This is a genomic window from Pseudomonas sp. CFII68, from assembly GCF_000416195.1.
Taxonomy (GTDB): domain Bacteria; phylum Pseudomonadota; class Gammaproteobacteria; order Pseudomonadales; family Pseudomonadaceae; genus Aquipseudomonas; species Aquipseudomonas kilonensis.
On the sequence record NZ_ATLN01000103.1, the window covers coordinates 1 to 13,999 of the forward strand.

The window sequence follows — 13,999 nt, forward strand, 5'->3', positions numbered from 1 at the left end:
CTCGAACCATTTGGTGGGCAGTTGCAGCGGGTCGAAGGCGACCGGATCGTCTATCGGGTCAACGGCAGTGCCGAACAACTGAAGGCGCAGTTGGCCCTGGCGAAACTGCAGGAGATCCCGCCCGGCGAGGCCGTCGCGCCAGTGCCAGTGGCGCCGCCCGCCGCCGATGGCTCGGCCCCGGTTGCAGCACCTGTGCCGGCGCCGGCAGCCAATCTGCGGTTCCGCTGGTAGGTTTTCTTTCTTTATATAGCTAGGAGTGGTTCATGGGCGATACGCGGCGTTGGTTCTGGTTGGGCGGGGTTGCCCTGCTGATTGCGCTAATCTATTTGCTGCATCCGATCCTTACGCCGTTCCTGGTTGCGCTGCTGCTGGCCTATCTGTTCGACCCGGTGGTGGATCGCCTGGAAAAACTCGGCCTGTCGCGGACCTGGGGCGTGGTGGCGGTGTTTGCGCTGTTCACCTTGATCGTGGGCGCGCTGTTGCTGGTGCTGATCCCGATGCTCGCCAAGCAACTGCTGCGCCTGTACGAATTGGCGCCGCAGATGCTCGATTGGTTGCAGCACAGCGCGGTGCCGTGGGTGCAGTCGAAGCTGGGGTTGGCGGACGGTTTCTGGAAGTTTGACAAGGTCAAGGCGGCTATCAGCGAGCACATGGGCCAGACCACCGACATCGTCGGCGTGGTGTTGAGCCAGGCCACGGCCTCGAGCCTGGCGTTGATCGGCTGGCTGGCGAACCTGGTGCTGATTCCGGTCGTGGCCTTCTATCTGCTGCGGGACTGGGACCTGATGATGGCGAAGATTCGCAGTCTGCTGCCGCGTCACCGTGAAGAACGCATCATGACCCTGATCGGCGAATGCCACGAAGTGTTGGGGGCGTTCGTGCGCGGGCAACTGCTGGTGATGGTGGCCCTGGGTTTCATCTACGCGGCAGGGCTGATGTTGGTGGGCCTGGAGCTGGGCCTGTTGATCGGCCTGATCGCCGGTCTGGCCGCCATCGTGCCGTACATGGGTTTTGTGATTGGTATTGGTGCGGCATTGATCGCCGGATTGTTCCAGTTCGGCGGCGACCTGTACCCGATGGTGGGCATCGTCGCGGTGTTCATGGTCGGTCAGGCCCTGGAGGGCATGGTGCTGACGCCGCTGCTGGTGGGCGACCGCATTGGCCTGCATCCGGTGGCGGTGATCTTCGCGATCCTGGCGGGGGGCGAGTTGTTCGGCTTCACCGGGATCCTGCTGGCGCTGCCGGTGGCGGCGGTGATCATGGTGCTGGTGCGTCATATGCACGATTTGTACAAGGATTCGGACATCTATAGTGGCGCCGAAGACCCTGATCTGTAGGGCGAATGGCCGGCGGGGTGTCAGGGAAACTGACGCTCCGTGCCCTTGCCGCTGCAAACCTTTGATTTTGCTCGTGGTCCGGCGCATTGTGCGGTCCGCGCCACGGGTATAAACTTTGCGCACTTTACACAGAGGCCACTAACGGTTCCTTGGGAACTGTTCAGTCAGCATGAAACCGATTCAGCTGCCCCTAGGTGTGCGTCTGCGTGATGACGCCACCTTTATCAATTACTACCCAGGCGCCAATGCCGCAGCACTCGGCTATGTCGAGCGGCTTTGCGAAGCCGACGCCGGCTGGACCGAAAGCCTGATCTATCTGTGGGGCAAGGACGGGGTAGGGCGCACGCATCTGTTGCAGGCCGCGTGCCTGCGGTTCGAGCAATTGGGCGAACCGGCGGTGTACCTGCCGTTGGCCGAGTTGCTCGATCGCGGCGTTGAAATCCTCGACAACCTCGAACAGTACGAACTGGTCTGCCTGGACGATCTCCAGGCCGTGGCCGGCAAGGCTGACTGGGAAGAAGCGCTGTTTCACCTGTTCAATCGGTTGCGCGACAGCGGTCGGCGCTTGCTGATCGCCGCGTCGACGTCGCCACGGGAGCTGCCGGTGAAGCTGGCGGACCTCAAGTCCCGTCTCACCCTGGCGCTGATTTTCCAGATGCGCCCGCTCTCCGACGAAGACAAACTTCGTGCCTTGCAGCTGCGTGCGTCCCGGCGTGGCCTGCACCTGACCGACGAAGTCGGGCATTTCATCCTCACCCGGGGCACCCGCAGCATGAGCGCGTTGTTCGAGCTGCTCGAACGCCTCGACCAGGCCTCGCTCCAGGCCCAGCGCAAGCTGACTATTCCTTTTTTGAAAGAAACTTTGGGCTGGTAGAACCGTTGCAGGTAGTGGCTCATGGCCTGCTCTGGACGCGGCGAAACCCGCGGTCCTGCTGGGCGGCAGGCCACGAGACGTTCAAAATGGGCTTAAGCGCTTAGATGTAAACGTAAAACCGAGAAGTCACATTTGCATCGATTGAATTTGCAAATGAGGTTGATAGAAGGCATAGTCTCGCCATCTTTACTACTTCAGCCACGGTCGTGCCCATGCTAAATCGCTTCGCACCCCTCGTGCCTCTCGCACTCGTTACCCTGTTGTTTGGTTGCGCTGCCCACTCTCCAGTGACCCAGCAAGCGCCACAACCTCAGGTCAAGAATACCGTTACCGCCCAGTCTTCCTCCGTTGCGTTCCAGGAAGAAATGGCCTCCGACAAAGAACTCGCCGCCTTCGCCGGCAGCAAGCCTTACCAGCTTCCAGTACTGGCTGACAGTATCCTGGAACGCGGCATGTCGTTGATCGGTACCCGCTACCGTTTTGGCGGTACCTCTGAAGCCGGCTTCGATTGCAGCGGTTTCATCGGTTATCTGTTCCGCGAAGAGGCCGGCATGAACCTGCCGCGCTCCACTCGTGAAATGATCAACGTGAACGCCCCACTGGTGGCTCGCAACCAACTGGAACCCGGTGACCTGCTGTTCTTCAGCACCAACGGTCGTCGCGGTCGTGTCAGCCACGCCGGTATCTACCTGGGCGACAACCAGTTCATCCATTCCAGCAGCCGCCGCAGCGGTGGCGTGCGGATCGACAGCCTGGGCGACAGCTACTGGAGCAAGACCTTCATCGAAGCCAAGCGCGCGCTCGCCATGGCACCGACTGTGGTCACTGCCCGAAAGTAAGCACACAGTTTGTAAGGCAAACTTAAAGTCTTACTTGAAGTTTGCCATATAGTCGCTAGAATCCTGATCATTGTTTGATGGCAATCCGCCTGCGTACTCCGCAGGCGGATTTGTTTTCATGCCCACGGCAGAAAAGCCGCATCCAGATCAGGATTGTTCTGCATATGTCGACGTCGGCCCGCCTCGCTCTCATGTTCCTCGCCGCGCTGCTCAGCGCGTGCGCCAGCCGCACGCCACCGCCGCCTGCTCCAGTGCGGGCTCCGATAGTCTTTGCTCCCGCGCAACCCTTTTCCCCGGCCGCCGAAGATGTGCTCTTCCGGGCGCTTGGCCTGGTGGGCACGCCTTATCGCTGGGGTGGTAACACGCCGGATTCGGGTTTTGATTGCAGTGGCCTGATTGGCTATGTGTACCGCGACGCTGCGGGTATTGCCCTGCCACGTTCCACGCGGGAAATGATCAGCATGCGGGCCCCTGAAGTGGGTAAGGACGCGCTGCAGAGCGGTGACCTGGTGTTCTTCGCCACCAACGGCGGTTCCCAGGTCAGCCATGCCGGGATCTATGTCGGCGAGGGGCGTTTTGTTCACGCGCCGGCCACGGGTGGCACGGTCAAGCTCGATAGCCTGTCCAAGGCCTATTGGCAGAAGGCTTACCTGGGCGCCAAGCGTGTGTTGCAGCCGGAACACCTGGCGCGCAATCCCTGAGTTGTTGTTGCCCTGATCTGTGGGAGCAAAGCTTGCTCGCGAAACAGGCACCTCGATCTCTGAAAGACCGCATCGCCTTCATCGCGGGCAAGCCTTGCTCCCACAGGTCAGGAGTAAATCCCCTCGCCACACAGGTGTGTCGGTCTTATTTGCCTGACACCCGCCAGATTTTGTTCCCCACATCATCGGCCACCAACAACCCACCCTGCTTGTCGATCACTACGCCCACTGGCCGCCCCAGGGCTTTTTCGTCGGCGTTGAGGAAGCCGGTGAGCACATCCACGGGTTGTCCCACCGGCTTGCCGCCGTTGAACGGTACGAAAATCACTTTATAACCACTGTGGGGCTTGCGGTTCCACGAGCCGTGCTGGCCGATGAAAGCCCCTTCGGTAAACGGTGCAGGCAAGCTGCTGCCCTCGGCGAAGGTCAGGCCCAATGAGGCGGTGTGAGGGCCGACGGCGTAGTCCGGGGCGATGGCCTTGGCCACCAGGGCCGGGTTCTGTGGTTCGACCCGGACATCGACGTTCTGCCCGTAGTAGCTGTAGGGCCAGCCATAGAAGGCCCCGTCCTTGACCGACGTGATGTAGTCCGGCACCAGGTCGCTGCCGATCTCATCCCGCTCGTTCACCGCTGTCCAGAGCGCGCCGCTGCGGGGTTCCCAGGCCAGGCCATTGGGGTTGCGCAGGCCTGAGGCGAAGATGCGGTGATTGCCGCTGGCACGGTCCACTTCCCAGATGGCGGCGCGACCTTCTTCGGCCTCCATGCCGTTTTCCGCGACGTTGCTGTTCGAACCGGTGGTGACGTACAGCTTGCTGCCGTCGCGGCTGGCAATCACGTTCTTGGTCCAGTGACGGTTGAGTGTGCCCCCGGGCAGATCAACGACCTTGGTCGGCTGCGCCTGGATTTGCGTATCACCGTCCTTGTAGGGGAAGCGGATCAGCCGGTCGGTATCGGCCACGTAGAGGTCATTGCCGACCAGGGTCATGCCGAACGGCGAGTTGAGGTTTTCCAGGAACACCGTGCGGGTTTCGGCGATGCCGTCGTGATTGGCGTCACGCAACAGGGTGATGCGATTGGGGCTGGGCACGCCTGCGCCGGCTCGGTCCATGACTTTTGTCTTCACCCAGCCCCGGATGCCCTTGGCGTCGTCCGGCTTGGGCGGGGCGTTGGTTTCGGCCACCAGCACATCGCCATTGGGCAGTACATAGAGCCAGCGCGGATGGTCCAGTCCTTCAGCGAACGCGCCCACTTGCAGGCCCGGGGCCGGGGTTGGCTTGGCGCCTTGCGGCCAGCCGACGGCTTCGGCGATGTTGAGGGTGGGGATCAGGGTCTTGTTCGGTTCGGGCAGTTTCGGCGCTGGGCCGGTGCCGTCGGAGACTTGCAAGGTGGACGACTCGCCACAAGCGACAAGTCCTGCGGCAACGGTGACGATCAAAAGATGGGTGGGTTTGAGCATGCGGGCTTCCCTATGAATGCATGTAGTTAATCATAGAGGAGCATAGACGCGTGATGGTTCAACCGTGGGTAGGACTGTCAGCCAGGCAGGTCCCTGTGATGCATATGGATTTTGTGTCTGCTGAAAATCCAGTGTGGGAGCGAGCTTGCTCGCGAAGAGGCCGGCACAGCCAACATCCAGGCAAGCTGACCCACCGCCATCGCGAGCAAGCTTTGCTCCCACAGAGGGATCTGTGCTGGGCTCAAGTTTCTTGTCCACTGAAGATCCAGTGTGGGAGCGAGCTTGCTCGCGAAGAGGCCGGCACAGCCAACATCCAGGCAAGCTGACCCACCGCCATCGCGAGCAAGCTTTGCTCCCACAGGGGATTTTTTGTTGGCCGGGAAATCGCGGGCTGGCACCGATCCAAACTGTGGGAGCAAAGCTTGCTCGCGATGACGGCGGCACGTCCAACATCAAGGCAGACTGACCCACCGCTATCGCGAGCAAGCTTTGCTCCCACAGGGGATTTGTGTTGGCCGGGAAATCGCAGGCTGGCACCGATTCAAGCTGTGGGAGCAAAGCTTGCTCGCGATGACGGCTTTACATTCAACATCGAGTCAGGCTGACCCACTTCTCCCTCAGAGAAAAGCTTTCAGTGAGTGGCCGGTCGTTGTCCGATGGAGTTGAGGACCGGGTTGCCGTCCTTGTTCCGGGTCAGGTAGACCGGCAGCACTTTGGGCAGCGAAGGCACCAGGTTCTGCACTTCGCTGATGTTGTAGACACCACCGATACGCAGGCCCCCGGTGCTGTTGTCGGCCAGCATGACGGGCCGGTCGAGGTAGCGGTTGATCAGCGGCAGTGCATCGCTCAGGGCAAGGTTATCCAGCACCAGCTTGCCGTTGCGCCACGCCAGCGAACTGTCATTGGCGTCTGTCTCACGAACTTGCGGTTGTTGGTCGCCCGCCTTGTAGCTGGCCTGCATGCCCGGGGAAAGCGGCAGGCCGTCACGGGTGAGTGCCTGGTTGCTGGTCACCCTCACCGAGCCCTCCAGTAGTGTGATCCGTACCTGGTCCTGGTACATCCATACGTTGAAGCGTGTACCGGTCACACGCACCTGGCCTTGGCCGGCCCGAACCACAAACGGGTGCTGTTTGTCATGGCTGACGTCAAAAAACGCCTCACCCTTTTTCAGCGTCACTCGGCGTTCGTTTTTGTAGTTGGCAAATACCAGCTCACTGCCCAGGTTGAGTTCGACCTGGCTGCCGTCACCCAGGGTGATATGGCGTACGCTGGCGCCGGCTTCGAAGCGCTGGTAGGAATTGGCAACCCAGCCCAGGTTCCAGCCGGTGTAAGCGACCAGGGGCATGCCCACGACTAACACCGCAGCGGCGACCGCCAACCGGCTCCAGCGCGACTGGGTGCGGCGTGCTGGAGCAGTCGGCGTTGACTCGACACGCGGCAGATGATCGGCAACAGCCCAGATCTCCAGCATGGCTTCGTATTCGAAAGCATGCAGGGGATCGGCATCGTGCCATTGCTTGAACGCCTGCCGTTCGGCATCGGTGCAATCGGCGGCATGCAAGCGCATGCACCAATGGGCAGCGGCATCGGTAATGGCGTCGTATTCGGCTTCCGAGAGGGGATGTTCGGTCATTGACTCTTCCTGGTTTGCCGCATTCTAACCTTCGGCATGAGCTGCCGAGAACAACCGTCATGGCGTTTACGCATCAATGAGCCTGTTTTTTTACTCAAACACTCGTTGTCGCCTACCGTCGCATACAGGGCGTGAAAAAAAGATCAACCACCCAAACCCTTCATGGCGCGGCAATTTGCCGTGATGGAGTGGGGTCGAGTTGGCGTCCCAATTCACAAATCAAGAGTGTGAGCGAGTCGGCGTTGCGAAGTATGACGTCGATGCGCTTGTCCGGCAAAATCGGATCGAGAAAATCATCGCGAGCTTTATCCATGGTTCTGGCGCCGGTTATCTTCAGGATTTCCCGGGTGGTTTGCCTGTATCCAGGCAACAGCTCCAGCTTTTTGTAGGTGTTATCCGTGCTGTCCCATTGCGTGAACAGTTTTGACTTTGGCGTGGTCAATGAAAGCCCGTTGAGTTGCAGCTCCCTTTGCTTGTCGTATTGCAACTTTGCGGCGTAAGTCGCTGTTGAAATCAAATCGAGAAATGGTAGTGCGGCGTCCAGGTAGATGATGTCGAACGTATTGAACAACTGATGGGAAATTTCGTGGATGAAGGTCGCTCCCTGGGCATGTGCATCGACATTGAAGATGTCGGGTACGACGGCCTTGTACCAATCCAGGCCCAGGTCGAAAAAAAACTGCGTGATATAGATTCGTCCCACGGCTGCCGGCTCGAGTACGAAGGCGGTTGCTCGATCTTCCAGGTGCTTGAGGTTGCCGATCACGATGCGGTCGGCATTCTGTAGCGCCCAGGATGGATCGGCCAATGCCTGGCATATGGGAGAAATCGCCGCCTCAATTTTGCTGATAAGACGGGCGTCGACGCTGTTGACCCCAAAAAACAATCTCAGGAAATGATCCAGCCGAGAGCCCACAAGTGGTTGTCGCTTGAATTGCTCGAAGTTGTGAAGGGCGTTGAATGAGTAGAACCTCGCGGTCTCCAGTGCCTGCACGATTGCATTGGCCCGGTGCGGATATTTCCTGCGTATCTCGGCCATGCCCCGTGCTTCAATGTTCAATGAACCTTTGGCCTTTAAGTCGCTATAGGTGATGGCCAGCTTCGACCCGGCCTTGCCGAATCGAATGGTTTGGCGTTGCGGGTCGATTTCCCATGTCCGGCCGTCCGGGGACTTTTTCAATAAAGGCCCTTCACCGTGTTCGTGAATGATTCGCCAGGTCTGGCCGGCTTTTGCCACTTGATAGACCTTGCCGGCGAGTGGGATAAAAGACTTGCCATTCGCCGCAACCTTATAGATCCCGTCGCTCAGGCTAAGTTGAAGATTCGAGAGGCTGACGTCCGAGGCTTCGAAGACCTGGAGGTCGGTGCGCATCGGAGCCGTGCAAGCGATGTCCTTCCAGTTTGTCGCGGGTGTAGCGTTTCCAGAAACCGGTTCGATAGGGTCGAGAAGACCGAATGTATCCTCGCGGTTCAAGAAGCCAAGCGAGACCATCTCCGCGGCGCCTGCGATAAAATTGTGCAGGCCTGTTTTCCAGTCATGCTGTTGCAAGGCTTCGGCTGAGCCCTTGAAGTCCTGATAACTCTCCCAGAGCGTTTCCAGGAAAGTCAGTTTGGCCGGTAACTGTCTTCCCAACATCCTGACCCCGGAGCTGAACAGATGCAGCACCGTTGCCCAATCAGACTGACGATGGTCCTGGTTTTGCGCGGTCAACATATCTGCCAGCAATGTTGCGTTGTCGTCATACAGCGTATGCAGAATATTTGTATTGATGGGGCTGAAGCCCAAGGTCATTTCCGATTGTTTTCCGCGCGTGGCTGCGAAGAGATTTTTGAACGTGGCTTGCTGGTCCTGGGGAAGCCGACGAATCAACAAATCCTGGAGCGCGCCGGGTGTATTGAATGCCGCGACGATGCTCGCTTCATCCTTGAACTCCTGTAACAGCTCGCCGTCATGGTAGGGCGAATACAGGACGTGAGGGCTGGTTGCATCGGTAGCCGAACTGAACAGGTAAAGCCCCAATGCCTTGATCGCGGCACCGCCTTCGGTTTTGATCAGCTCCAAAGGGCGGAAGAATGCGCTGACGCCCTCGACCGCTTGACGAGCGATGGCGTCCGGCATGTCCATGACTTGCCGGAACAGGTCGAATGCCGGAGGGGAAAGGTGTTGCTGTAGATACCGTGCGTGAGCGTACTGCAACAATTGCCACGGCAACTGTTGCCGAAAGCGCCGCTTTCTCGGCTGGACATCCACAATACTGTTGGAAAGTGCTTGGGTTACATGGTTTTTATAGGTGGTCGGGATATCCAGCGACGACAACATTTGCCGTACGGCGGTCTCGTTCAAACCATCGGGCAACGGCTGCGTGGATGTTGATGAAACCTTGAAACCCTTTTCGGTCACCTCGATGTGATTCAACGCAAAATCGGTCAGCGAGCTGGCCGGTCCCACGATCGCGAGGTTGGGCGTGATCTGGATCGTTTCCGGGTTCAGGTTTTTCCGAGGAAAGCGCGTATCCAATAGCGTTTGCAGTGTTTTATGCACATAGGTGCGCAGGGGCTCGATACCGTCCAGGTAATCCTTGCCATCGGACACGCTGTTTTTATATTGCTCAAGCACTTCGATGTGCAGGCGTTTTTCTTCAAGGGACGCAGTGCCAAGCCAGGCAGGGAGTTTCTGTTGGCGTTCATTTGCCTGGGCGATAGCGGTAGCGCGTTTCAGATTGGTGGGCGCGCCTTTGTTCAGGAGCGCCTGAAGACTGTGGACCAATGCCGATCCGGTCAGTTGCCAATCACCGGCTTTTAATGTGCTCAGATAGCCATACTCGGCCTCAAAGTATTTGATAAACGAACTCATCCGATTGATCAGTACGTTGTCTTCGATCAATTCATAGGCCTGGAGTTGGTAGCGCCTATGGGGCAGGCGTTGAGTGACCGTTAAATTTTCAAGCAATGCAAAGCGTCTTTGGGAGTCGAGCAGATCTTGATTCAATTGCCGGGTGGCCACCTCGACGGAAGGAAAAGCCCGCAAGCCATCGGCAGGTGTCCAAAGGATCGCCATGCCTGAGTGGGGAGTATCCAGCCCTCCACGCTCGGTTAATAAAAAACAATTGGCGAGCGGCAGCAGGACCGTTCGGCCTTTTTCGCCACAGGCGAGCGTCAACGAATAGACATCCGGCCGAAAGCCCCTGACCGTTTTGCGTTGCGAGCGGTCCGGGTAGTCTGGGTCGTAGACGAAAACTGTTCTGATCAGGTTATTCGCAATCGACGACAGACTCGAACCAAGCTCCCTGAGTTCGGCCTCGGCGCGGATACCCAAAGAAAAAACATTGGTCAGCTCAGCCAGTAGCGGCCTCAGCCCGTTGTGCAGCGAAGCGTTGGAGGACGTTGGTAACTGACTAAAGAGACCGTCGAAAGCCTCTTCCACATCGGTATAGCTCTTGCCCCTTCTCTCCAGTTGATCGGCCATGAAATTGGATGGGCGCAGGTCCCCATGAAACGCGGGACGAGTTCCCCAATGTCCGGCGGTTGGCTGCGCCAAGAGTCGTTTGTTGATGAAAGCGCGTATATCCAGCGCCTTGTCAATGAGCGAGTGGATGTCGACATCGGCCTGGCGAGACATCTCCAATGCGTAATGGAAGTTATTCTTCTGCTTTTCAATTATCGCGCTTGCCAGGGTTTCGGCGACCGGTAGGTCCAGTGACTTGCCCGAAAGCTGCGGCTCATCGAAGCGCTGGAAGCGGTTACGCTCTTCCAGGCTCAAGAGGCTATAGATTTTCTCTTTTTCTACAGTGCTTGCGGATTGACCGTACAACCTGTCCTTGAAGCCCGAATAGTTGGTGATCTTTTGAACGCCGTCGAGGGGCGTATAAAGATAATGCCCCTTGGCGCTGATCATCATGGAGCCGGCTAGCTCCACGTAGTCCGGTTCATACTCCCAGAGTCGAATCGTTTCGATGAACAGCAGTGTTTCGTCTCGGCGAGAGGGACGGAATAACCGAAACAGCTCACGACTCTGCTCATCCGTCAGTTGTCCTTTCTCCCGTTCGATCAGGATGGACGCCCATAACTCATCGTGAATGACGCGAGATAGAAGTTTGCGTCGTGATATATAGAAAGAGGCGGCTCTTCCCTCCCAAAAGGCATCGATGCAGCTGATCAGCGTTGGAATCAGTGTGGTGGCAGTGTCCCTTATGAAGCTTTCCCATTGCCGCGCGGTGTAGGACGATGCAGGTGTACCCGGATGAGTCAGATCGATGTCATGCCCGGCACGCCACCCCTGTTGATGGAAGTAGTCCAGGACTGCATCGCTCAGTGGGATGCTTTCAGTCACCGGGATTGCCTTTGGATCTTGCGGGTGAATCTCCTTGGTGAACGCCACGCGGATCTGTCGATGATCCAGGTCCGGCAGCGCCTCGTTCAATACCTGGTCAAGCATCGATCTTAACGAGGGCAATTTGATCAGTTCATTCACCATGACCAGGGCATTGAGGCTCTGGGCGTGCTCGATGGATTCGAGCTGGGTCTTGAAAACATCCTCTTCGATGAGTTGCCGGGCCTGCCTGATGTCGGTGGTGCTGTTCAGTTCACTGCGTTGGGAAATCGACAAGAGACGAAACAGGTCGTCGCGTTGCGCAGTGTCCCGGCGCATCCGGTCAATCTTTTCTTCGAGGGACGCCTGGTTGTCGAATTTTTCGATGCCACCACTCGGCGTGTAGAGGAACACCGGGTGGGTGCTGGTTTCGCTGCTGTTAGACGAGGTGCTGAGGACAAAGCAGCCGGCCAGTGCAATGGGCGGTTTTTCATCGGCTTGCAACAGAATGGTTTCGGCGAACATCGGGGGTGTCTGCGCTGCGCGCTGGGTGTGGCCGGGCAGGGCGATGTGCTGCAGCCAGTCGAGGTCGGCCTGTGTCAGGCCGTGGGTGGCGGTCAATTCGTCCAGGCGACGGGCGCGCAATACCTCGGGAAATAAAAGTGGCGTGGTTTCAGTGAGCATCGTGGCTTCTCGATCAGGGCGCCTCAAAACGGCGCGAACGTGGAGGAAGCCGCCAGACTAGGCAACGACGAGTGAGCAAAGGTGGTACATAGTTACCGCACGCTTTTTTTGACCCGCCAGGCCGGGCAGATGCCGTGGACAAGGATTGACAGTGCGCGCCTGAAACGGTGTTTAATCACCCAGCGGGTCCTTTACGCTGTTGCTACCTCCAACAATCATTCTGGAGCTTCAGATGTCTGCGCCATCCGATCATGCCGCTTCTTGCACCTTGTCTTTTGATGCTCTGGTGAGCTTGCTGGAGAAAATTTTCCTGCGTCATGGCACGTCGACCGAAGTCGCTCGGTGCCTGGCTGAAAACTGCGCCGGGGCCGAGCGCGATGGCGCCCACAGCCATGGGGTGTTTCGCATTCCCGGTTACGTCTCGACGCTCAACAGCGGTTGGGTCAACGGCAAGGCCGTGCCGGTGGTCGAGGACGTCGCGTCAGGGTTTGTCGCCGTGGACGCCAGCAACGGGTTTGCCCAGCCCGCCCTGGCCGCAGCGCGTCCATTGCTGGTGGCGAAGGCCCGCAGCGCCGGTATTGCCGTCCTGGCCATTCGCAATTCCCACCACTTTGCCGCCCTCTGGCCGGATGTCGAGCCGTTTGCCTATGAAGGCCTGGTGGCGTTGAGTGTGGTCAACAGCATGACGTGTGTGGTGCCCCATGGCGCGGACCGCCCATTGTTCGGCACCAACCCCATTGCCTTCGCCGCACCACGGGCTGACGGTGAGCCGATTGTCTTCGACCTCGCCACCAGCGCCATTGCCCACGGCGACGTACAGATTGCTGCACGCAAGGGCGAGTTGTTGCCGCCAGGAATGGGCGTGGACAGCCTCGGCCAGCCGACTCGCGACCCCAAGGCGATTCTCGAAGGTGGAGCGCTTCTGCCCTTTGGCGGGCACAAGGGCTCGGCGTTGTCGATGATGGTCGAATTGCTGGCGGCAGCCCTGACGGGCGGCAATTTTTCCTTCGAGTTCGACTGGCATAACCATCCGGGCGCCAAGACCCCGTGGACCGGTCAGTTGTTGATCGTGATCGACCCAAGCAAGACCGCCGGGCAAAACTTCGCCGAGCGCAGCCAGGAACTGGTCAGGCAGATGCATGGCGTCGGGTTGCGGCGCTTGCCGGGAGACCGTCGCCATCGCGAGCGCAGCAAATCCAATGAGCACGGGATTACCTTGGACGAGCAGACCTTGGCGCAGTTGCGCGAGTTGGCGGGGATTTGAACAACCCGCTGTGGCGGCCAGCCTGGCTGCCACTGCCTTGCCGTGACACGCTGCGCCAAGCCTTCTACTATGACGGCTTCTTTTCTGTGGAATCGCCTGGATGAGTAAGCCCGGCCAAACGGTGCTGGTTGCGCTGCGCAAGATGATCGCCTCGGGTGAGTTGGCCGCTGGCGAGCGCTTGATGGAAATCCCCACGGCCGAGTTGTTCGGCGTTTCGCGCATGCCGGTGCGCATGGCGTTCCGCACCCTGGAGCAGGAAGGGTTGCTGGTGCGCTTCGGCGGGCGAGGTTTCCAGGTCCGTTCGGTCAGTGCCGAGCAGATCGCCGGGGCCGTGGAGGTGCGTGGCGTACTGGAGGGCCTGGCGGCACGGCAGACGGCCGAGCACGGTTTGTCTGAAGAGGCCCGCGCGATACTCGAGCAATGCCTGGTGCAGGGCGATGAACTGTTCGCCAAGGGCTATGTGACCGAGGACGACCTGGAGGTCTATCATGACCTCAACATGCGTTTTCACCAGGTGATCGTCGAAGGCAGCCACAACCCGGCGATTGCCGATGCCCTGGCCCGCAACGATCATCTGCCATTCGCCTCAGTCACCGCCCTGGCGGTGGATCGCCAGAACATGGCCGGCGAATTTCGCCGCTTCAACTATGCCCATATGCAACACCACTCGGTGTTCGACGCCCTGATCAACCGCCAGAGCGGCCGCGCCGAGGCAATCATGCGCGAGCATGCCAACGCGACCCTGCGTTACGCCGAAGTCTTCGGCTCGACGCTGGCTGACGAGCGAATGACGGTGATTCTTCGCTCGGAATGAACAGCCCCAGTTGTGAATGACTGCTGGATTCGTGAGCCCACCACAAATCCCCCTGTGGGAGCGGGCTTGCTCGCGAAAGCGGTGGGTC

At 59.0% G+C, this 13,999-nt stretch carries 9 protein-coding genes and 1 pseudogene; 7 read left to right on the forward strand and 3 right to left on the reverse strand.

Going from position 1 to position 13,999, the window contains the following annotated elements:
• From CFII68_RS08575 to CFII68_RS08560, 5 genes and pseudogenes are all read left to right on the forward strand, one after another.
• Nucleotides 1–231: pseudogene (locus CFII68_RS08575) on the forward strand (DUF2066 domain-containing protein); the annotation flags it as partial.
• Between the two features lie 32 nt (nucleotides 232–263).
• Nucleotides 264–1,337, forward strand: a complete 1,074-nt coding sequence (locus tag CFII68_RS08570; RefSeq protein ID WP_018610388.1) for an AI-2E family transporter — start codon at nucleotides 264–266, stop codon at nucleotides 1,335–1,337.
• Nucleotides 1,338–1,506: 169 nt separating this feature from the next.
• The gene (gene hda / locus CFII68_RS08565; protein WP_003178999.1) at nucleotides 1,507–2,211 is read left to right on the forward strand and encodes a DnaA regulatory inactivator Hda; all 705 of its coding nucleotides are present in this window, start codon (nucleotides 1,507–1,509) and stop codon (nucleotides 2,209–2,211) included.
• 212 nt (nucleotides 2,212–2,423) lie between these two features.
• Nucleotides 2,424–3,050, forward strand: coding sequence for a C40 family peptidase (locus tag CFII68_RS0126110; RefSeq protein WP_024617519.1), 627 nt, complete (start codon nucleotides 2,424–2,426; stop codon nucleotides 3,048–3,050).
• 164 nt (nucleotides 3,051–3,214) lie between these two features.
• Nucleotides 3,215–3,751, forward strand: coding sequence for a C40 family peptidase (locus CFII68_RS08560; RefSeq protein ID WP_018610392.1), 537 nt, complete (start codon nucleotides 3,215–3,217; stop codon nucleotides 3,749–3,751).
• 145 nt (nucleotides 3,752–3,896) lie between these two features.
• Here CFII68_RS08560 and CFII68_RS08555 read toward each other — a convergent pair whose 3' ends face one another.
• From CFII68_RS08555 to CFII68_RS08545, 3 genes are all read right to left on the reverse strand, one after another.
• Nucleotides 3,897–5,207, reverse strand: coding sequence for a sorbosone dehydrogenase family protein (locus CFII68_RS08555; protein WP_018610394.1), 1,311 nt, complete (start codon nucleotides 5,205–5,207; stop codon nucleotides 3,897–3,899).
• A 631-nt stretch (nucleotides 5,208–5,838) separates the two neighbouring features.
• The gene (locus CFII68_RS08550) at nucleotides 5,839–6,840 is read right to left on the reverse strand and encodes a FecR family protein (protein WP_018610397.1); all 1,002 of its coding nucleotides are present in this window, start codon (nucleotides 6,838–6,840) and stop codon (nucleotides 5,839–5,841) included.
• A 160-nt stretch (nucleotides 6,841–7,000) separates the two neighbouring features.
• A complete protein-coding gene (locus tag CFII68_RS08545; protein WP_018610398.1) occupies nucleotides 7,001–11,833 on the reverse strand; it encodes a dermonecrotic toxin domain-containing protein in 4,833 nt (1,610 codons plus the stop codon).
• 232 nt (nucleotides 11,834–12,065) lie between these two features.
• On the opposite strand from CFII68_RS08545, the gene CFII68_RS08540 reads away from it, so the two are divergent.
• A complete protein-coding gene (locus CFII68_RS08540) occupies nucleotides 12,066–13,097 on the forward strand; it encodes an Ldh family oxidoreductase (RefSeq protein WP_018610399.1) in 1,032 nt (343 codons plus the stop codon).
• 100 nt (nucleotides 13,098–13,197) lie between these two features.
• Entirely contained in the window at nucleotides 13,198–13,911 is a 714-nt protein-coding gene (locus CFII68_RS08535) for a GntR family transcriptional regulator (RefSeq protein WP_003202123.1), read from the forward strand.
• Nucleotides 13,912–13,999: the final 88 nt, after the last annotated feature.

Excerpts from the sequence above, each read along its gene's own strand:
- CFII68_RS08570 (WP_018610388.1), top strand. The coding sequence starts at position 264 with ATGGGCGATACGCGGCGTTGGTTCTGGTTGGGCGGGGTTGCCCTGCTG.
- hda (WP_003178999.1), top strand. The coding sequence starts at position 1,507 with ATGAAACCGATTCAGCTGCCCCTAGGTGTGCGTCTGCGTGATGACGCC.
- CFII68_RS0126110 (WP_024617519.1), top strand. The coding sequence starts at position 2,424 with ATGCTAAATCGCTTCGCACCCCTCGTGCCTCTCGCACTCGTTACCCTG.
- CFII68_RS08560 (WP_018610392.1), top strand. The coding sequence starts at position 3,215 with ATGTCGACGTCGGCCCGCCTCGCTCTCATGTTCCTCGCCGCGCTGCTC.
- CFII68_RS08555 (WP_018610394.1), bottom strand. The coding sequence starts at position 5,207 with ATGCTCAAACCCACCCATCTTTTGATCGTCACCGTTGCCGCAGGACTT.
- CFII68_RS08550 (WP_018610397.1), bottom strand. The coding sequence starts at position 6,840 with ATGACCGAACATCCCCTCTCGGAAGCCGAATACGACGCCATTACCGAT.
- CFII68_RS08545 (WP_018610398.1), bottom strand. The coding sequence starts at position 11,833 with ATGCTCACTGAAACCACGCCACTTTTATTTCCCGAGGTATTGCGCGCC.
- CFII68_RS08540 (WP_018610399.1), top strand. The coding sequence starts at position 12,066 with ATGTCTGCGCCATCCGATCATGCCGCTTCTTGCACCTTGTCTTTTGAT.
- CFII68_RS08535 (WP_003202123.1), top strand. The coding sequence starts at position 13,198 with ATGAGTAAGCCCGGCCAAACGGTGCTGGTTGCGCTGCGCAAGATGATC.